The 19,530-nt window shown below is 40.4% G+C and carries 15 protein-coding genes and 1 pseudogene; 8 read left to right on the top strand and 8 right to left on the bottom strand.

What is annotated here, in order from left to right:
- Positions 1-34: 34 nt before the first annotated feature.
- From IPN35_02915 to mraY, 4 genes are all read right to left on the bottom strand, one after another.
- The gene (locus tag IPN35_02915; GenBank protein QQS59795.1) at positions 35-1,885 is read right to left on the bottom strand and encodes a peroxidase family protein; all 1,851 of its coding nucleotides are present in this window, start codon (positions 1,883-1,885) and stop codon (positions 35-37) included.
- 119 nt (positions 1,886-2,004) lie between these two features.
- Positions 2,005-2,943, bottom strand: a complete 939-nt coding sequence (tilS, locus tag IPN35_02910; protein ID QQS59794.1) for a tRNA lysidine(34) synthetase TilS — start codon at positions 2,941-2,943, stop codon at positions 2,005-2,007.
- Complete coding sequence (locus tag IPN35_02905) at positions 2,912-3,814, bottom strand: hypothetical protein (protein ID QQS59793.1); 903 nt, start codon at positions 3,812-3,814, stop codon at positions 2,912-2,914. Before IPN35_02905 ends, tilS begins: the two co-directional genes overlap by 32 nt.
- 78 nt (positions 3,815-3,892) lie before the next feature.
- Positions 3,893-4,972 carry a phospho-N-acetylmuramoyl-pentapeptide-transferase gene (gene mraY / locus IPN35_02900; protein ID QQS59792.1) on the bottom strand — a complete coding sequence of 360 codons (1,080 nt, stop codon included), beginning with the start codon at positions 4,970-4,972 and terminating at the stop codon, positions 3,893-3,895.
- 86 nt (positions 4,973-5,058) lie between these two features.
- Here mraY and IPN35_02895 point away from each other — a divergent pair, with 86 nt between their 5' ends.
- Positions 5,059-6,414 (top strand): histidine--tRNA ligase, encoded by a 1,356-nt coding sequence (locus IPN35_02895; protein QQS59791.1) that lies wholly within the window; start codon positions 5,059-5,061, stop codon positions 6,412-6,414.
- Between the two features lie 34 nt (positions 6,415-6,448).
- Here IPN35_02895 and IPN35_02890 read toward each other — a convergent pair whose 3' ends face one another.
- Both IPN35_02890 and IPN35_02885 read right to left on the bottom strand, forming a co-directional pair.
- Positions 6,449-7,144, bottom strand: a complete 696-nt coding sequence (locus IPN35_02890) for a queuosine precursor transporter (GenBank protein QQS59790.1) — start codon at positions 7,142-7,144, stop codon at positions 6,449-6,451.
- 133 nt (positions 7,145-7,277) lie between these two features.
- Positions 7,278-10,289: a hypothetical protein gene (locus tag IPN35_02885; protein QQS59789.1), complete on the bottom strand. Its 3,012-nt coding sequence runs from the start codon at positions 10,287-10,289 to the stop codon at positions 7,278-7,280.
- 166 nt (positions 10,290-10,455) lie between these two features.
- Here IPN35_02885 and IPN35_02880 point away from each other — a divergent pair, with 166 nt between their 5' ends.
- Together IPN35_02880 and IPN35_02875 are read left to right on the top strand one after the other, a co-directional pair.
- Complete coding sequence (locus IPN35_02880; protein ID QQS59788.1) at positions 10,456-11,826, top strand: glycine--tRNA ligase; 1,371 nt, start codon at positions 10,456-10,458, stop codon at positions 11,824-11,826.
- 45 nt (positions 11,827-11,871) lie between these two features.
- The gene (locus IPN35_02875) at positions 11,872-12,522 is read left to right on the top strand and encodes an IS1595 family transposase (GenBank protein ID QQS59787.1); all 651 of its coding nucleotides are present in this window, start codon (positions 11,872-11,874) and stop codon (positions 12,520-12,522) included.
- Between the two features lie 45 nt (positions 12,523-12,567).
- Here IPN35_02875 and IPN35_02870 read toward each other — a convergent pair whose 3' ends face one another.
- Positions 12,568-13,779: a hypothetical protein gene (locus IPN35_02870; GenBank protein QQS59786.1), complete on the bottom strand. Its 1,212-nt coding sequence runs from the start codon at positions 13,777-13,779 to the stop codon at positions 12,568-12,570.
- Between the two features lie 236 nt (positions 13,780-14,015).
- On the opposite strand from IPN35_02870, the gene IPN35_02865 reads away from it, so the two are divergent.
- The 5 genes and pseudogenes from IPN35_02865 (at position 14,016) to IPN35_02845 (ending at position 18,158) form a co-directional block, all read left to right on the top strand.
- Positions 14,016-14,483 (top strand): hypothetical protein, encoded by a 468-nt coding sequence (locus IPN35_02865; protein ID QQS59785.1) that lies wholly within the window; start codon positions 14,016-14,018, stop codon positions 14,481-14,483.
- Positions 14,387-14,755: a hypothetical protein gene (locus tag IPN35_02860; GenBank protein QQS59784.1), complete on the top strand. Its 369-nt coding sequence runs from the start codon at positions 14,387-14,389 to the stop codon at positions 14,753-14,755. The genes IPN35_02865 and IPN35_02860 overlap by 97 nt, the downstream gene beginning before the upstream one ends.
- Before the next feature lie 71 nt (positions 14,756-14,826).
- Positions 14,827-15,747: an FAD-dependent oxidoreductase gene (locus tag IPN35_02855; GenBank protein ID QQS59783.1), complete on the top strand. Its 921-nt coding sequence runs from the start codon at positions 14,827-14,829 to the stop codon at positions 15,745-15,747.
- Positions 15,744-17,156, top strand: coding sequence for a chromosomal replication initiator protein DnaA (dnaA, locus tag IPN35_02850; GenBank protein QQS59782.1), 1,413 nt, complete (start codon positions 15,744-15,746; stop codon positions 17,154-17,156). The genes IPN35_02855 and dnaA overlap by 4 nt, the downstream gene beginning before the upstream one ends.
- A gap of 309 nt (positions 17,157-17,465) precedes the next feature.
- Positions 17,466-18,158 (top strand): annotated as a pseudogene (locus IPN35_02845) (IS1595 family transposase).
- Positions 18,159-18,350: 192 nt separating this feature from the next.
- Here IPN35_02845 and IPN35_02840 read toward each other — a convergent pair.
- The gene (locus IPN35_02840) at positions 18,351-19,529 is read right to left on the bottom strand and encodes a tyrosine--tRNA ligase (GenBank protein QQS59932.1); all 1,179 of its coding nucleotides are present in this window, start codon (positions 19,527-19,529) and stop codon (positions 18,351-18,353) included.
- Position 19,530 lies beyond the last annotated feature (1 nt).

The following is a 19,530-nucleotide window of genomic DNA, read 5'->3' as shown; positions in this document are numbered from 1 at the left end:
TGCCGTTTTTTTTATTGGAGGGCAAGTCTCTCGCTTACTTTCCGGTAAAAACATCTCTTGGGAGATTGCTGATCTGTGTATTTTTTCGGATAATGTTTGAAAGTCTCGTTCGTTCCAAGATATTTTTGTTCCGTCCCTGAAAAATTCTTTCATACCAAAATTGATCTCCTTCACGTAGCGCAATGAATTGTCGAACAACGAGTCGCTTCATGGTTCTTCCCATACTTGCCTCAGGAATATGATCTTCTGCCAGCATTCCTACCCACGCATCAATATTCTCCACGCTTCCATAGGTATCTCGGAGTCTATTTTGGATCTTCTCTTCTTTAGTAATGTCAGAAAAATTTCTTATGGGCGGAAGTTCCAAATATGCTCTGAGTTCTGTATATGATGGAAGACCATGATCACGTCCGCGTTGAATGTTGAGGGAAACTAAATCCATTCCGCCAGAACCGGCAGTGCCAAAGAGGGCGTTCCGCAAATCATCGACCACGAATGTGTCGAGTTCTTGCATTTTTTGCACCGTTAATCCCTTTAGGAGATACCCAATATCTTCATCTTTTTTCACGAGATCGGGTCGAAAAAAACTATCATGTAGCGCAAGATTTCCCTCGGGAATTTCATTTCCTCTGTTGTCGAGTCGGAGAAGAGTTGTATTGATCAGTGTGTGACCAAATCGAAAAGCAGCTGTTGAGAATTCATTTCGAATCCCCGGATCTTCCTTTTCTTTATAGCCTCTGTATGAGGGAAATTCTCTTCCCAAAAGTGCTGGAAGAAATTCGCGATAGGTGATGACTTGAATTTCGGCAACAACAATTCTTCGGGAGAGTTGGTAGATTTGCTCATCGGTGAATTGTGGTTTTTGGAGAAATATTTGCTCTGCAATTCGATTGTGTTCACGAACAAAGAGTGTATGCATAGCGAGAAGTCCTAACTGCTCGTTGGCGCGTACGTCTCCAGCGAGGAAAAAATTGGGATCAGTTCCGCCGGCATTGGAAAATCCATCTGTATTTTTAGGAAGAAGATTTCCAGAGCTCGTTTTAAGTTTTCCTCCAGAAAATGTTCGGAGTGCATTTGCTCGCAATTCGTCGGATCCATATATATTTGAACCATCAATAAAGGAGGTAATCCGATTTATCTGTTCTCGCGGAGAAAATGGACTATTTCCGCTTCCGTGCTCATATTCTGAGCGTTGAAATGGAATCTGCTCTGTTCCTGTATTTTGTGCGTCAAACCATGGGTCTCCAGCGGGAACAGCAATAGGAAGCGGTTCGTAAGAGAGCGTTTCAGTAAAAGTAATGTCGTGGTCAAGAAATTGTCCCCACTGCCACACCATGCTGGTAAGCCCTTGACTGTTTTCAATACTTGTATCTTGCGCAAAAACCGTATTACTAATTTCTCGTGGATTCGGTCTTGTTTTTCCTGCCGGGGAAGAGAGACTATCGCTGTATTTCGATGGAAAAAAGCGGAGTAGGGGGGTGTTGGCGCTTCCCCATTCGGGATGCCAAGGGTTATTTTTTATTCCAGTGATGGTACGAAACTCTTTCAAAAGACGAGAGAGAGAATTGGGGGGATCTGTAAAAAATGCATCTGCCCCGAGCTCCTTTTTCACTTCGGGAAATTCCCATTCTTCTGCAAAATTTTCCTCTTCTCTTGGGAGAGATTCTTCTTCTGGTACATTGACAAAGGGGGGGGAGAAAATATTCTCCGTCTGAACTTCTTCTGAAACTTCTGGTGTTGTATTTTCTGAGGAAACAGGACTTTTTGTTTCCTCGAAAGGTGTGCTCTGTTGAAAAACAGGGGGTGCAGAAAATGGATTATCTGCAAGAATAATTTCAGGGAAACACAAGAGAAGAAAAACAGCAAAAATACCGCGAAATGTCATTATGGTCTTAAAAATTTTATATATTTTATATTAATATTTTAATACGTCAACTAATTAAAAATACTTAATTAAAAAATGTTATGTTAAAAACAATTTGATAAATTTAAATAGTATTTTTTTTATTCTAAAAAAATTCCATCGGAGAAAAGAGATATTTTTTTGCCACAGAGCAACATTTTTTTTCCAGATTTTCCGATACAAAAAAACGCTCGTACATTTTCTATTTGCGAAAAATCAAGATTTTTCGGAGCGAATAGCTGACGAATTGCTTCTGTTTGTACTGCTTCTGGAAGATACAAAAATTCTTTTCGGGAAATGTATTCCTTCTGCTCTTCAAGAAATTTTTCGGCACTTTGCTCGCAAAAATTACTCTGTCGCCGAAAGATCTCTGCTTGTCGGAGAAGGTTTTCCCTAAAATCTGGAAAGCGTGTTTGGAGCAGAGGGAAAACCTCATTTCGGAGAAAATTTCGAGTGTAGCGAGAGCTGCTGTTTGTTTCATCTTCGCAGAATGTAATTTTTTCTTCTGCTAAAAATGAGAGAATTTCTTGTTTTCGAAAGGGGAGAATCGGACGAAAAAGCTGTGTTTCTGCATGAAATTCCAAAATGCCAGAAAGTCCTTTTGCTCCCGATCCGCGGAGAAAATGATGAAAAATAGTCTCGGCATTATCATCTCCATGTGTTCCGAGGGCAATAGCCTCTACTCCTTCATGCTTTGCGAGTGAAAAGAGAAATGCTTGCCGTGCGTTTCTTGCTTTTTCCTCAGAATCTTCTGGATTTTCCCATTGTTCAGAAAAAAAACAGAGAGCGTTTTTTTGTGCCCACTCTTTGCAAAATTCGGCATCATGCATGGAGGATTTTCGTAATCGGTGATCGAAATGTGCGACGAGAAGGAGTTCTTTTGGAAGTTCTTTTGCGAGGAGTGTTCCTAAAAAGACAGAATCTGAACCACCAGAGAGTGCAAGAAGAATTTTCTTTTTCTGAATGTTATATTTCTGAAGAAGATGGTGCAGGTGCTCTTTTGCTCGATTATACAATAATTTCTCTCTGAACTTTTTCATAAGTGACATGCAAAACACCAATCATTTTGAAGAAGGAAAATAGAACTGAAAAGAGGAGCATTGTTACAAATGAAAGTGGCCAAGCAAGGGGTGAGAAGAGAGTAAAAAGAAGAGATCCTCCCAAAAATAAGAGCGTGGTTTCCGAAAAACGTTCTTGTGATGTTTTTGATAATCCCTGAAGTATTTCGGAAATAATATTAGAGGTTTTTTCGGGAGAAATATTTCCTTCATCAAAAGATGAAACGGCATTCTGCATTTCTTGGAGGATGCGTTTTTTTTCTGTTTCTGCGTTTTTTCGAATTTCCGTTTCGCAGGGAGTGTTTCCTTGACATACTTTTAGAGATTCCTGAAGTCTCTGCTCAAATATCGTATCCATAGTGTTTGTCTCATTGCTCATGGCATTTTTGAGTTCTTCGGTTATTTTTTCTTGAAGTTTTTCTTGAAGTGGTTGTTGAAAAGTAGTGATCCATCCTGAAATTTCTTGAGAGTGCTGAGAGATTTGTTGAAATGTCCATGGAAAAATAGAGAAAGAACCGAAGAAGAGGAGAAAGAGAAAGAGCGTAGTGAGCGGTCGGCGAACATCATTCGTAAAATCTGGATGAATGCGGTTTTTCATATTGCGCCGAATGCTCCAGAAGAGAAAAGAGAGAGGGAGCCCAACGCTCAGAAAAAACTCAAGAGGAGCATTAAACGAAGCCATTCCGGCAAAAAATGCCAGAAAGGCAGGGAGGAAGATCAAAAGGAGAGACGAAGGGAGAATAGCAGCGAAAACAATTCCAGAAACCGAAATAATAAAAAAAATGACAGGAAGAAGAACACTTTGCCAAGAAAGAGAGGAGATATCTTGCTCAATGGTGAGCTTGAGTTGCATAAGAAAAAAAAGGAACGCTACGAATGAAAGCGCATGAACTCCGAAGAAAGCCGTTATTTTTTGCTGGTGTGAGAACATTTATGTGGTAAGTCCAACAAGTCCGATAATAAGCCCAATACCAGCAAATGCGCCACCAATAATCCAAAATCGCATAACGATTTGTGGTTCTGTCCATCCAATCGCCTCAAAATGATGATGAACTGGAGTAGAGAGAAAAATCTTTTTTCCATTCCGAAGTCGTTTTGAAGTAATTTGAATAATGACAGAAAGGGTTTCGAGGACAAAAATAATACCAACAATCGGTAAAATGGCAACGGCATCAATCATGAGGGCAATTACTCCGAGGCAGGCGCCAAGAGCAAGACTGCCCGTATCTCCCATAAAAAATTTCGCAGGAGGAACATTGAACCACAAAAAGGCAAAAAGGGCGGAAACAATTATCCCACAAAAAATGGCGAGAAAAAAATGCCCTCGAAAAAAAGCGAGTGCACCAAACGTGGTAAACGAGGTAATAAGAAGACCTCCTGCGAGCCCATCAAGTCCATCGGTAATGTTCACTGCGTTTGCGGTGGCGACAATAACAAAAATATAGAGCGGAATAGCGAGCCATCCTATCTGCAGCATTCCCATTCCAGGGATGCTAATTTCGTTGTACCCAAGACGAAAAAAGAACCACAACGCTCCGAGGAGAGCAAAAAAGATAAGAAAGATCATTTTTGGTGCCACCTCAATTCCACGTTTTTTTCCGATTTTTCGCGCATTCCAAAAATCGTCTATTGCGCCAAAAATTCCCATGATTATTAGCGAAAAGAGAGGAAGATACACTTCTCCTCGTTGAAGAAGAGATTTGTCGATTATTCCTACAAAAGAAAGAAGGCGAGAAAAAAGAGTGACAATGAGTACAGAACCCCAAATAAGGACACCTCCACCGGTTGGTGTACCCGATTTTTTGAGATGAAGTGCTCGAAAAACCTGAGCAATACGTCCATCAGAGGTGTGTTCGCGAATTTCCTGTTGTATTTTTAACGTGGTGGCAATGCGGTAATAGATGGGTTGGAGGAGGAGAAAAAAACAGAAGGTGGCAACACCATACGAAAAAAGGGTAATGAGGAAGGGGATGGTTTCGAAGATTACTTCTGGCTGTTCCACAGAATTCAAGATAGTGAGAAAAATATCAGGAGGGATTATGTCAGTTTTTTCCTCAGAGAACAAAAAAACATTCTTTTTCTTTTCAAGAATGTGCTATGGTCACACGGCATTTTTTTATTGAAATTCTCATGCTTCATCAGGAAAACTTCGGCGATGACAAGGTTATAAAGTTTCAATCGCCAAGAGGAATGCACGATATTCTTCCTGAAGATCACGATTATTTTACGGTGGTAAAAAAAGCTGTTCGTCACCGATGTCGTCAAGCGGCTTTTCGGCGTATTTCTACTCCTGTTATGGAAGATGCGGGTGTTTTTGATCGTTCCCTTGGAGCGGAAACAGATGTATTGCAAAAAGAAATGTACCGACTCACGATGGGGGATAATACTTATGCGCTTCGTCCAGAAGGAACAGCTGGTATTTGTCGTGCGTATTTAGAGCACGGAATGGCAAGTTGGCCACAGCCGGTTCAACTCTACTATATTGAACCAAATTTCCGTCACGATCGTCCGCAAAAAGGGAGGTATCGTCAGTTTTTTCAGTATGGTGTTGAGGTGCTTGGTGGACGTGACCCATCACTCGATGCTCAAATTATTCTTTTGGCAAGCAAGATTCTTGAAGATCTCCTTGTTCGCGACCGATTCACACTCCAAATTAATACCATTGGAACTGCAGAAAATCGAAAGGCATACGAAAATGCTTTGCGCGATTATTTTCTCCCGAAAAAACGAAATCTCTCAGAAGATTCTCAGCAGAGAATTGATTCTAATCCACTCAGAATTCTTGATAGCAAAGATGAAGATGATAAAATTCTTGCGGAACTGGCTCCAAAGTTTGAGGGGTATCTTGATGATGAAGCAAAAGAATATTTTGAAAAAGTTCGTCATTTTCTCGATCAGCTTGGAATTCAGTACGAAATAAATCAAAAACTTGTTCGAGGACTCGACTATTACTGCGATACGGTTTTTGAATTTATCGATTCCGATGGACTTACGGTGTGTGGAGGAGGACGATATGACGGTCTTATGGAAATGCTGGGAGGAGAGCCAACACCAGGATTTGGTTTTGCCGCTGGAGTGGAGCGCCTTGCTCTGCACTTAAAAGATGCAGGAGTAGTTCCTCCAGAAAAAGATAATGTCGATATTTATGTGGCGTGTATCGGTGACCCCGCAAAGGGGAAGGCAATGCGCCTCATTTCCGATCTTCATGACATGGGACTTCATGTTCGTGGAGCGATTGGGAAAGCATCATTAAAAAATCAGCTTCGCATGGCAGATAAATTTGGCGCACGCTGGACGCTTATTTTAGGAGACGTGGAAGTACGAGAAAACATTATTATTCTTCGAGACATGAAAGAAGGGGTGCAAGAGCGCATTCCGTTTGATGGTATTCTACATCGTATGAATGAGCTCTTGGTCGAGCAAAAGCCAGATACATGGAAAATGGGAGAATAAATACTCTCCATTTTTCAAAATACGGTGGAGCTCTCTATTTCTTTACCACATATCCCAAATAGAAAAATGGGGTATCGAGCACAGCGACAAGAATCTTTACAAGAAAGGTGGCAAGAGCGACTTCCCAAAAAAGGTTTTTTTCTAAAATTCCTAGAACAGTAATTCCAAAAAGAGAGATGGAAGTGAGACCTACAAAAGTAAAAATAAGTGTATCGACCATTTGTGAAAGAATGGTGGAAACATTGTTTCGCACAAAAGGAAGTTTTCCATTTGTGAGTATTTTTATTTTTTGGAACAAAAATACATCTAGGCTTTGTGCTATGGCAAAGGCGAGGAGTGATCCCAAAAGGATGCGCGGAGTTACGGAAAAAAGAGTGCTGAGCGATTCTTGTGTAAAGTCATATTCGTTTGGCGTAAAAAGGAGGAGAACTTGCGAACAAATCACAAAGATGAGCGAAGCGAAAAATCCAATGCCAACGGCTTGCAATGCCTCCCGTTTTCCGTAGTGTTCCCCAATAAGATCTGTAGCGAGAAAAAGAGAACCGTAGAGCGCATTCCCACCAGTGATGGCAAGTCCAAAGAGAAAAAATTGTTTCGTGACAAAAATATTCATAAGCACCGAGTACACAGCAACGGTGGAAAACAGAGCGAAAAGTCCGATACGAAAAGCAAGGAGTATGGTTCCCAATAGAAAAAGGGTTAGCCCAAAAAAGAGGAGCTCATTCGTCATTGATGTGCAAGAGAGAGGCTCTTATCGTACGACGAAAATGGAAAAAAGAAAAAGTTGCAATGCTCAAAAAGCCCTCTTCTTTTGGAGGGCTCTGAATTTTATTGCATAAAAAGAGAGGGGCGAAAAGGTGTCTTTATGCTCTCACTAAAACTGCAACAGGAAGAACCGAGAGCACTTTTGCAAGTGGAAGGGTGTTATCTTTTGCGTCAAAAATGTTTCCCGTAAGAATATCTCGATACCTCCTTTGCACACCTTCTGGTGTATTTTTGAGAACGATTTTATCTTCTCCCCATGCTTCTTTTTCTGTTCCTGCTTCTTTTTTAAGAAGTTTCCCCGAAAGTCGCGTTGCAACGGTAATTACTTCTTCTTCCCCATGAGAACGTGAAAAAGCAATAAGATGATCCGCTACCGATTCTCCTTCTCCAAAAATTGGTGTGTAATCTCCTTGTGTAAAAACATCACCTAATTTCTTTCGTACACGAAGTGTTTGTTGTGTTATCCAAAGCTTGAGAGCGTCTTTTTTTTCTCTTCCAGAAAATCCGCTCTCATTAGAATCCTGAAAGAGAAGTTCTATTTTTTCGGAGGAAAGACTCTCTGTATATTTCTCTAATCTTTGCAAAAGGTTTGAGCGATATGAAAAATCGATAGATCTTCTGTTATCTGGATCAACCAAACTATCATCAAAAATCTCATTTCCTTGGTAGGTGTCCGGCATTCCCGGCATAGTATTTTTGAGGACTACTTGCAGAAGGCTGTTGCGTTTTCCCAGTGCGTCAATTTTTTTCTGAAATATCTGAAAATCATCGAGAAAAATTTCCGATTTTTTTCTGTCCATAACCAACTCTACAAATCTTGTGAGAGCGTTTTCGTATGATTGATTTTGATCAATCCAGCTGGTTTCTGTTTTTGCCTCTTTCGCTGCCTTGAGCATATAGTTTCGTATTCGGAAAACGAAGGTGTTCCAAGCCTCTTCTGTTTTTGGTTCTTCGTGTGGCCATGCTCCCAAAAGTATTTGATAGAAGAGATACTCATCATTTTTCGAGGGAAGGTTTTGTGGTGTTTTATGAGAACTATCTCCATTTGTCTTTTTGTCAGCGTTCATTACGCTCCAACGAGCGAGGTTGTCTTTCCACTCATCGGGAAATTCAGAAAGAGCGTTTATTCGAGCACGGACATCTTCTGACCTTTTTGTGTCGTGTGTAGAAAGAGTTACCATTCCGTTTGGAGAATTTTTGAGGAGTTCTTGCGAAAAGTGGTGAAAATCCCTTGTAGTACTGGTGGGGTGTTCAAGAGAAGCGCCCACTTCATTCAATGAAGAAAGAGGGAAGTGTCTGTAGGCTTGCGTATTCTCTTCTGCAATAGCAATAAGGGCGGTGGTGTATTGCTGTAGTGCTCCCGAAAACTCACTCGCCTCCTTGTGCCCCGACTCATTTTTATTTTGAGAAACACAGAGCAGGGTCTTTTGTATAAAATCGATGACGAGTTCTGTATCTGGTCGACTGTCGGGATCCTTTTCCTCCCCATGACATCGTTTTTTTGCTCCCTCAATTGCCTCTCTGATATATCTTGTGTCACTTTCATTTATTCTGGAGTCGTTCTCTGAGAGATATGTGCGATAAACGGGATACGATGCCATGAAAATTTCGAGAGCGGTTGTAAGAGATTCATAAGAATAGTCACATGCACCCAATCTCTGTTTTGCAACTTTTTTGAGCTTTTCGGTGAGATAGTTTCGAGCGGAAGCTAAAATATATCGAAGTACCCATTTTTTTGTTTCGTAAATCATGTCTTCAACACTCTTTTCGGGATGCATTTTTTCATAGAGTCTGCTGACAACATTTTTGCAAGCATCTCCAAATTCTTTTGCTACTTCTTCTTGCAAATCTGCGATCTCTTCACTCTTCCGAAATCTTGTGTAAATACCCGAAATATTTTCTGTTCCCTCAGCGTCCGCCTGAAGTCCATTTATTGCGTTGAGCGCATCATAGCCAGTAGTTCCGCTTACTGCCCATTTTTCTGGAATCTGTTCATGATCTTCTCCGTATCCGGCGAGTATTTTTTCTGCAACAACATATATTTTTTTGTTGACTGAATCCTGAATCCACTGAAAATACTGTTTCGGATCATACAATCCATCGGGATGGTCGATGCGGAGAGCATCTATTTTTCCTTCTGAAATAAGTCGCAAAATCATTTTGTGGGTTGCATCAAAAACACGTTTATCTTTTTGTCGCAATCCACCGAGACCGTTTATATCAAAAAAACGGCGATAATTAATTTCGTCAGCGGCTGTTCTCCAGTACTTGAGAACATAATGCTGTTGCGTAATAAGAGCATCAAGATCAGCAAAGCTCTCTATATCTCTGGGTGTTCCATTGAGTTTTTCGAGATATTGCAAAAGGGCTTCTCTGTGAGATTCGTCGAAAAAAAATTCTTGAATCTCTTTTTTTAAAGCGATGCTGTTTTCTCTCCGAACTTCAATAGCAGCAGGAGATTCGTCGTTTCCATTGGAGAGATTTTTGAGTCGAAAAAGGATCTTTCTAAATGTTTTTTTCTCGTCTTCAGACTCCAAATTTTTAAGAAGCGGTTCGAGAATATGAGGATATGTTTTTGGATCAATGGGGAATGGGTTATCGTAGTAAGCAAGTGTAAAATCACCATTTTCTGGATTGTATACCGTTTTTAATTCTCCATTCCTCAGGATATTTTTGTAGTGATCTCCGAGAAAGGGAAGAAGAATTTTTCCTTCCCCGTCTTCCCAGTGAATGTCAAAGAGATACGCATATTGACTTTTTTTTCCATTTTCAAGGACATCCTGCCAAAACAGATTCCCCCCCTTTTCTATTGCCATATGATTTGGCACAAAATCGATGAGCATCTTCATTTGGTGTGCTTGAGTAGCAGAAGCGAGTTTCTCAAATTCCTCTTCGCCACCAAGTTCCAGATTTATTTTGTTGGGATCGGTAATGTCGTATCCATGTCGACTTCCTTTTTGTGCCTGTGTAATAGGCGAAAGATAGAGGCTCCCCACTCCGAGTTCTTGAAGGTAAGGGAGAAGTTTTTCTGCTTCTTTAAACGTAAAATCTTCATTGAGTTGGAAACGATAGGTGCTCTCTGGAATGTACTCTTTTTTTCCTCCTTCCATGTTTTGAAAAATAAAAAACTGTTCTTATTCTTCTTATTTTTTCAAGAGAGTCAAGAAAAAAGTATTACATTGTAATATGTTTTTTAAAAAAAGAAGAATTTGGAACAAGGAGATTGAATTTATCTCTCCTTCCCCTTATGATTCTTCTGCTCTTTTTTTGTTCTTCATGCCTGCTACTTCGCTTGATCAAATTGTGTCTCTCTCAAAGCGTCGCGGATTTTTATATCCTGGTTCTGCGATTTACGGAGGATTTGCCAATTCGTATACCTATGGTCCCTATGGAGTGGAACTCAAAAATAACATTAAGCGTTTGTGGTGGAAGACTTTTGTGCAGAAACGTCAGGATATCCTTGGAATTGATGGAGGGATTCTCCTTCATCCTAAAACATGGGAAGCAAGCGGACATGTCGCCGGTTTTAGCGATCAGCTTGTCGATTGTAAAAATTGCCGTGCGCGTCTTCGTGCCGATCATCTTGTAGAAGATGCCCTGAACATTGATTGCGAGGGAAAAACAGATGAAGAAGTGACAAAAATCATTCGAGAAAATGCTCTCTCCTGCCCGAACTGTGGCTCAAAAGATCTTACAGAAGCACGGAAGTTTAACCTTATGTTTCAAACGCAAATGGCAAAAACAGGAGAAGACTCTACAGCATTTTTGCGACCAGAGACTGCACAGGCTATATTTTTGGAATTTAAAAATATTCTCGATTCCTGTCGAGTTCGACTTCCCTTTGGAGTGGCACAAATTGGAAAAGCTTTTCGAAACGAAATTACTCCCGGAAATTTTATCTTTCGCCTTCTCGAATTTGAACAAATGGAAATCGAATATTTTCTCCGTGAAGAAGACTGGGAAACACTTTTTGTGCAGTGGCAAAACGACATGAAAGCTTGGTGTCAACTCATCGGACTGAGTCTAGAAAGATGTCACGATTTGGAGCACGCAAAAGAAAAGCTCTCGCACTACAGTAAGCGAACGGTTGATATTGAGTACGACTTCCCCTTTGGGCGAAAAGAGCTCTACGGACTTGCGTATCGAACAGATTTCGACTTGAGTCAGCACGAGAAGTTTTCTGGAAAAGAATTGAAATATCGTGATCCGGTAACAAATGAAGTTTTCATTCCTCATGTACTAGAGCCAACCTTTGGTCTCGACCGTTCGGTGCTTGCAGTACTGTGCGAATCGTATACTGAAGAAATGCTAGATGATGGAGAGTCGCGAACGGTGCTAAAAATTCCTCCACGCATTGCACCGGTTTCTGTCGCTATTTTACCGCTTATGAAAAAAGACGGACTCTCAGAAATTGCTCAGGAAATTTTTAATGATCTTTCTGGCTTGTTTTCGTGCGAGTACGATGATGGAGGTTCTATTGGAAAACGTTATCGCCGACAAGATGAAATCGGAACGCCGTTTTCTATTACGATCGATTACGATACGAAAGAAGACGACACCGTTACTGTACGTCATAGAGACAACATGAAGCAAGAGCGGATTCATAAAAGTGAGTTGCGAAAAATGTTAGAAGAGGGGATTAGATAGTTTATGGCTCTTGAGTAGGAAAATCATTTCGATTATCCTCTCAACATGCTTAAACACGCCAAAATATCAGACTACAAAATAAAAAAAATATTGATGTGTTTTTGTGAAGATATCGATGCCTCAAAAACAGCAAGAATTCTAGAAATAAATCGAAGGACTATTGATCGGTATTTTAATATCTTCCGAGAAAAAATAACTCTTCACGCCATCGCTCAAAGTAAGGAATCTGGAGAGTTTGAACTTGATGAAAGTTATTTTGGAGCTAAAAGAGTACGAGGTAAAAGAGGAAGAGGGGCAGCCGGAAAAACACCAGTCTTTGGTATACTTAAACGAGACGGAAAAGTATCAGTAACCATCGTAAAGAAATGCAGTAGAGAAGAGTTATTGCCTATCATACAGGGAAAAATACTCGAAGGTTCCACTATCCACACCGATGGCTGGAGGGCTTATGACGGACTCATTCTAAATGGGTATGATCACTATCGTGTCTACCATTCCCATGATGAATTTGCTCGAGGAAAATGCCATGTGAATGGCATAGAATCTTTCTGGTCATTTGCCAAGAGAAGACTCTCTAAATTCAACGGTATTGCTTCTCATAAGTTTAATCTTCATCTGAAAGAATGTGAGTTCCGATGGAACTATAAAGATCAGAATCTTTATGATAAAATGCTAAAGATTTTGAAGAAATTTTAAAATCTGCTACTCAAGAGCCAAAAAATATTTCCGATAAGAAATCTTCTATTTTCCCTCAAGCATGAATTGTCGCGTTAAAAGGACTGCGTGCATTTGGTGTTGAGTAACATCAATGCGAAGTCTTGGCTCGTTTGCGCTGTTCATAATGCCTCCGAGTGCGTTTGTGTCATTCTTGTCCGCAGAGTGTTTGAGATAGTCATTTTGCCAAGAGTGACCCACTTGCCAGCTCGTGAGTTTCTGGAGTCCTTCATCAATAACACTTGTAAAATATTTCTGTGCTTTTGTTTCTTTTGTAAGACGTGCGAGTTCCCATGCAGAAACAATTCCCTCATACGCATATGCTGTGTTTCTGGTGCGTGTAAGTATTTTGTGCGTGTCAATCATCCAGTATGCCATTTCTATTGTTCGCTTTGCATATGGCTTATAACCTTTCCACTCAGCTGTATAAATCTCATAAAACGACATGCTTCCCCATTGATAAAATCCTTTTGTAGTTGTGCTGTCTGGATTTTTTTGAAGAGCGAGTGTCACATTTTGTTTGTACATTGCTTCGGCAGATTCCATAATCTCTGGAACAAATTCGGAATAATTCAAATACTTTGCCGCTTTCGTGAGTGCTAAAAGTGATTCTCCATCAAAGTAGGGTGATGGGTTTCCTTTTCCAGTACCATTTTTATATTCAAATTGGGAAAAGAATTGCCCATTCTCTTTTCGGAGTGATCGGAGAAATGAGAGATATTCGTTTAAATCTGCTTCGTATTGGGCGCGATTCTCAATAGTATTATCACTTCGGAGCCACTCAATAAGTGAAAGGGCAACAAGAGCAACGGTTCCGGTACTTCCTTGGGAATCTCTGGGATACACAACAAAACGTCCGCCAAAATTTGTTTTTTGAGAATGTTCTCGAAAAAAAGCGAGCCCTTTTTTAAGTGCGGCTTCTGTTTCTTCTGAAGGATTTTCCGCATGAATCAGTGAGATTCCCCAAAGTGCTCCGGCTTGCCGTACTTGGTTATCATCTTCTCTATATGACCGCGTGAGAAAGTTATATTCGTACTCAAAGTTTCCTTCTGGTTTTTGATTTTCCAGTAAAAATTTCGTCCCGAGTGTGAGTGATTCATTGAGTATGTCACGACTTAATCGCATTTCTGTTTCCTCTTTTTTTTGTGATGTTGGAACAATTTCGTTTTTCGAAGAGAGAGAAGGAGAGCAAGCAGAAAGAAGAGGGGTAATCAGAAAAAGAAGAAGGAATTTTTTCATAAATACAAATAAAAGATCTCGCAAAGCCTACGGAGTTGCACAAAAAAAAGGAAGCTTTGAGAATTTCTTGACCTCTTGGTTCTTTCAAAATTACACTATGAGTATATTTTTTATTCAAAACTGTAAACAGAGAGGTGTTTCCAGTTGAAAAAGCATAATCGAAAAAAAGTAAAATTTCTCCTCCTAAAATGCATCCCCAAAGAATGATAATAACTCAAAAATCTTTTTAAAAATCCGTGGAACCACTCCTTTTTTCTTTTGGCGCAGGAGTTCTTACTGCGCTTGCTCCGTGTGTGCTTCCTGTGCTTCCTGTGATTCTTGGAGGAACATTTTCTGGAAAACGCTCAGTGCGTCCCCTTATTATTACACTCTCGCTTGCAATTTTCATTGTTCTTTTTACGCTTCTCCTCAAGGTGTCAACACTCCTTATCGCCATTCCGCAGAGTACATGGGAACATGTTTCTGGAGGGATTCTCTTCTTTTTTGGAATGATTACTATTTTTCCGGAGATTTGGGAAAAAATTTCCCTCTCTCTAAAATTTGGTAATGTTTCACAAGCAGTTCTTGATTCTGCCGGAAAAAAAGAGGGATTTGGGGACTCTTTTTCTTGGGAGCGGCGCTTGGTCTTGTTTTTTCGAGTTGCTCCCCTGTCTATCTTCTTATTCTTGCGAAAGTGCTCCCCGAAAGTTTTTTTACTGGCATAATCGACCTTTTTTTCTATTCGTGCGGACTTTCCTTTGTTCTTTTTCTTATCGCCTTTTTTGGGCAAAAATTTCTCCAAAAAATACAATGGACAAGAAATCCAAGAGGAATTTTTCGCAGAGGTCTCGGCGTTCTTATACTCATTGTGGGAATTGCCATTTTTACTGGTATTGATAAAATTGTTGAAGCAAAGCTTGTTCGTATCGGGTATGACGGAGGTTTGGAAATCGAGAAAAAAATTGCGGAGCATTTTGAAGAAAAATTAGTAAAGTAACCCCTCTTGAAAAAAGGAGCGCTTTGACAGAGAATGAGTTCCTAATAGAATTTTTCTTTTCTTCATCTGTTATGTCTTCTTCACGCGATCTCCTTATAATAGGACTTGGTCCTGCCGCTTACACCTGTGCTATTTACTGTGCGCGGTATAGAATGAATGTTGCGCTTATTGGCGCACAACCTGGCGGGCAAATGGGGGCATCTGGTGAGGTAGAAAATTACCCAGGATTTCTCTCTATCCCTGGACAAGAACTTGCGCAAAAAATGATGGATCAGACAAAGGAAAATGGTGCAGACGTGGTGTTTGATACCGTTGATGAGATCACCAAAATGCCAGAAGGGGATTTTTTGGTGAAGGGCACTATTACTGGAGAATATCGTGCAAAATCCATTCTCCTTTCTACTGGCACAAAGCGACGAAAACTTGGTGTTCTTGGAGAAGAAGAATATTACGGAAAAGGATTAACCTATTGCGCCACCTGCGACGGTATGTTTTATCGAAACCTTCCTGTTGCCGTGGTTGGTGCTGGAAATTCTGCCGCAGAAGCGGCGTTGTATCTTGCGGATATTTGCGAGTCGGTTCGGGTTTTTGTCCGCAAAGATCATTTTCGGGCAGACGCGGTATTGGTGGAAAAAATCAATAATAACCCAAAAATTATTGTAGAATTTCTCACGGAAATTGCAGAGGTTCAGGGGGGTGCCAAAATGGAGCGCGTTCTCTTAAAAAATGGAGAAACCAGAGATATTCGTGGACTTTTTATTGAGATTGGCGCAAATCCTGAAAATACATTGGCAAAACAACTTGGGGTCGATCTCGATTCCGAAGGGTATCTTGTGGTCGACAGTGGACAGCGAACAAATATATCTGGTGTTTTTGCGGCAGGAGATAATACAACAGCAAGCGAAAAATTTGCACAGAATGCGACTGCGGTTGGAGAGGGGGCGGTGGCGGCAAAAGCGGCGCACGAATTTTATCAACACAGCGATATATGATGAGCGAATGGTATAAAATTGTTGAAAAATCGGCAGAAATACTTCCTAAGGCACATATCCTTACCTACTTTCAAAAAACTGCTCTTTTGCGAGTAGAAAAAAATACGCTCGTAGTGGGAATTCCTCGAGAGTTTTTTCGTGGATGGCTTGAGAGCAACGCAAAAGACGCTATTCTTTCTGCCTCTCAACAGTTTTTCCCAAATTCCGAAAATGTGCTTTTTGAGGTGGATGGCACTTTAGAGCAACAATCTGACTTTGATCCACGCAATATTTTCTCGGGAACTTTCCGAAAATCTTCTCCCGTAAAAAAACAAGAACCGTTTACCATTTCCCGTATTCAAATGGGATTGGCACGCCGATTCCTTAATCCTTCTTTGACATTTGAAAACTTTATTGTTGGCTCTGGAAGCGCTCTTGCTCACGCGGCGGCGGAAGCAGTGGCGAATGCCCCAGGACAAAAATACTCCCCCCTCTTTCTCTTTGGTGGAGTTGGGCTTGGAAAAACTCACCTCATGCATGCCATTGGGAATCGTATTGCTGAAGAAACGCCAGATGCGAATATTCTCCTCCTTCAAACACAAAACTTTGTTGATGAAGTGGTGAATGCTGTACGAAGCGGAAAAGGCGATCAAATCCGTGATAAATATCGTCGCGCAGACGTTTTTATGCTTGATGACGTACAATTCATTCGAGGAAAAGAGCGAACACAAGAAATTCTCTTTCACATTTTTAACGATCTCAATCTTCATAATCGACAAATTGTTCTCTCATCCGATTGTGCCCCAAGCCTTCTTGAGGGTTTAGAAGAGCGCCTTGTCTCTCGCTTCTCTATGGGTATGGTGGCGGATATTCAATTTCCAGATTTTGAAACTCGTCTTGCCATTTTGCAGGAGCGTTGTCAGGAGTCGGATCTTAGTTTTTCTCGTGATGTTCTGGAATATGTTGCGGAAGAGTGCTCGGGGTCGGTGCGAGAACTCTTGGGAGTTTTTCGACAAATGCTCGCAAATTTTGAGCTTCAAGGAGTTTTGCCGAATAAAACAAATGTTGGGGAAATCTTTAAAAATATGAACCGAGAAAAGCGACAAGAAATGGATATTAAAGAAGAAGTCGCCTCTGGAAAAGCAATGAGCATTGAAGAAATTGCAGAACGTACAGCGCTCTTTTTTGATGTTCCTCTCGAAAAACTTATCGGAAGCAGTCGTCTTCGTGAGTATGTTGTGCCACGACAAACGGCAATGTGGTTTGCGAATAAAAAACTCAAAGAACCTCTCCAGAAGATTGGAAACTATTTTGGTGGACGCGATCACACATCGGTGCTTTCAGCAGTTCGGCGAACGGAAAAGAATCGAAAACTTAGTAGCGATTATTGGCGACAATGTAATGATCTTCGAAAAAAGTTGGGAATGTAGTGAGACTAAAAAGAAAAACGTGAAAATGGATTGGTGAGGGGGTATTTGTGTGATATAATCCCAAATGATTTTTATGATTGAGAGTGGATTTGCCATACTAACGATAGATGAAAAGTCGAGTGCAAAAAATCTATTGCCGAAAAATCGAAAATATCAATACTGATTTTATATCCACCCAAGTATCTACCTGTTAAAAAGATCAACACCACTTCTACTCTACTTGTTGATTTTTATTGGAATAATATCCCTGTTTCAAGTGTTTTTTGTAAGGGTCTTGACTAGATAAGGAACTTTCTTTATCTAGTTCTTATGAACAGGAAGCCAAAAAATAAGTATTACTACCGTTCGCGGATTTCTGAAGGAAAATTCAGGGAAATAATCCGGTATTTTTCTACTGATCTGACGGCAGAAAAAACAGCGGAATTTACTGGTTTGAATCGAAACACCATAAACAATATCTTTCAGAAGCTTCGTGTTCGTATTGCTTTGGAATCAGAAAAAGAAAGCCCTCTTTCTGGAGAAGTAGAGATAGACGAAAGCTATTTCGGTCCAACACGGGTCAGAGGAAAAAGATGAAGAGGAGCAGGAGTAGGAGGAAAGACAATCGTCTTTGGGCTTCTCAAACGAGGAAGGAAAGTCTATTCGCAGATTGTTCCCGATGCCAAAGCAAAGAGTCTGGTTCCTATAATCAGGGGAAAAGTGTCGCCAGATTCTCATGTCCATTCTGATGGTTGGAAGGCATATGACGGACTGGTGGATTTTGGATTCGAGAAGCACTATCGAGTACACCACGGAAAGAATGAATTTGCGAGAGGAAAGAAGCACATCAATGGCATCGAATCGTTCTGGAGTTATGCCAAAAGAAGGCTCAGGAAATTCAATGGAATACAAAAAGAAAACTTCTTTCTTCATCTGAAAGAAACAGAATTCCGATTCAATTATCGGAATAAAAAACTCTATGATAAAATATTGGAGACATTACGAAAAAAATCTCTTAACTAGTCTAGACCCTTTAGATTATAAAAAGTTGCTTTTAATTTTTTCGCAAATTTTACATAACTCCTGCTTATAAAACACTTCACCCTTTCTACCAGAAAAATGCTTGCCAAACTGTTAGAACAGGGAGAACTAAAGTCCAAAAATATACGAATAAAATTTCATCTTTAAAGCAAAATTTTAGCGAATCAAATAACCTCACTTTCCTTTTATTTTTAGAAATTGGCGTTTTCCTACTTGAAGAATTTTGGATTCTGGTGTTACTTCGATTTCTGCTTCAATATTCTCTATTTTTTCTTCATTCCACTTTACTCCTCCTTGAGAAATGAGTCGTCGTGCTTCTCCATTTGAATTACAAAGTCCCGAGGCGACTACAATTTCCAAAATGGTGAATGTTCCTGAGGGGAGTATTTTTTCAGAAACTTCGGTCGGAAGTCCCTTCTCCGAAAACATGCGCAAAAATTCTTCTTCTGCATGTTCTGCTTCCTCTGCGTTATGAAGTGTGGTCGTTATTTCTTTTGCGAGTCGAAGTTTGGCGTCTCTTGGGTGCATATTGAGGAATTCCCAGATTTCTTGATGGGTAAAATCGGTAAGGAGTTCAAAATACTTAGACATCAAATGGTCTGGTATAGACATGAGTTTTCCAAAAATATCTCGTGGAGATTCGGTAACGCCAATAAAATTGTTCAGCGATTTGCTCATTTTTTCTTTTCCACTCGTTCCTTCTAAAATAGGAACAGTAAGAATACTTTGCGGTTTTTTGCCATATCGATCTTGAATTTGCCGTCCAGCAAGAAGATTAAAGAGCTGATCCGTTCCTCCAATTTCTACATCTGCTTCAATGGCAACAGAGTCGTATCCTTGCATGAGCGGATAGAAAAACTCCACGAGATTAATATCCATTCCTTTTTCGAGACGAGTTTGAAACATATCTCGTTGAATCATTTGCGATACGGTAAAACTTCCGGCGAGCTCTAAAATTTCAGAAAATGTCATCTTACCGAGCCAATCGCCATTTTTTACAATTTCTATATTTTTGATATCGAGCACACAAGATGCCTGATTGAGATAGGTTTTCATATTCTCATCAATTTCTGCATTAGTGAGTGGCTGGCGCATTTTATCTTTCCCTGTGGGGTCGCCAATTTTTCCCGTAAAGGTTCCAAAAAGGAGAACAATATGGTGTCCAAGCTTTTGAAATTCCGCGAGCTTTCGGAGTGGAACAAGGTGCCCTAGGTGAAGATCTGACCCCGTGGGATCGATGCCAAACTTGATTCGAAGTTTTTTTTCGGAACGAAGCTTTTCTTCTAAGTCTTCTCGTTGGATAATATCTACGGTGCCTCGCTTAATGAGTCGTTCGATATTGTCCTTTGGCATT

Source organism: Candidatus Peregrinibacteria bacterium, assembly GCA_016699755.1.
GTDB lineage: Bacteria > Patescibacteriota > Gracilibacteria > CAIRYL01.
Note: the sequence above shows the minus strand (reverse complement) of the source record. Positions and strands in the feature narration are given on the sequence as shown.

What these genes read in the sequence shown, in the direction of transcription:
- tilS (QQS59794.1), bottom strand. Translation starts at nt 2,943, where the DNA reads ATGAAAAAGTTCAGAGAGAAATTATTGTATAATCGAGCAAAAGAGCAC.
- IPN35_02895 (QQS59791.1), top strand. Translation starts at nt 5,059, where the DNA reads ATGGTCACACGGCATTTTTTTATTGAAATTCTCATGCTTCATCAGGAA.
- IPN35_02885 (QQS59789.1), bottom strand. Translation starts at nt 10,289, where the DNA reads ATGGAAGGAGGAAAAAAAGAGTACATTCCAGAGAGCACCTATCGTTTC.
- dnaA (QQS59782.1), top strand. Translation starts at nt 15,744, where the DNA reads ATGATGAGCGAATGGTATAAAATTGTTGAAAAATCGGCAGAAATACTT.
- IPN35_02890 (QQS59790.1), bottom strand. Translation starts at nt 7,144, where the DNA reads ATGACGAATGAGCTCCTCTTTTTTGGGCTAACCCTTTTTCTATTGGGA.
- IPN35_02915 (QQS59795.1), bottom strand. Translation starts at nt 1,885, where the DNA reads ATGACATTTCGCGGTATTTTTGCTGTTTTTCTTCTCTTGTGTTTCCCT.
- IPN35_02840 (QQS59932.1), bottom strand. Translation starts at nt 19,529, where the DNA reads ATGCCAAAGGACAATATCGAACGACTCATTAAGCGAGGCACCGTAGAT.
- IPN35_02855 (QQS59783.1), top strand. Translation starts at nt 14,827, where the DNA reads ATGTCTTCTTCACGCGATCTCCTTATAATAGGACTTGGTCCTGCCGCT.
- IPN35_02870 (QQS59786.1), bottom strand. Translation starts at nt 13,779, where the DNA reads ATGAAAAAATTCCTTCTTCTTTTTCTGATTACCCCTCTTCTTTCTGCT.
- IPN35_02880 (QQS59788.1), top strand. Translation starts at nt 10,456, where the DNA reads ATGCCTGCTACTTCGCTTGATCAAATTGTGTCTCTCTCAAAGCGTCGC.
- IPN35_02905 (QQS59793.1), bottom strand. Translation starts at nt 3,814, where the DNA reads ATGCAACTCAAGCTCACCATTGAGCAAGATATCTCCTCTCTTTCTTGG.
- IPN35_02875 (QQS59787.1), top strand. Translation starts at nt 11,872, where the DNA reads ATGCTTAAACACGCCAAAATATCAGACTACAAAATAAAAAAAATATTG.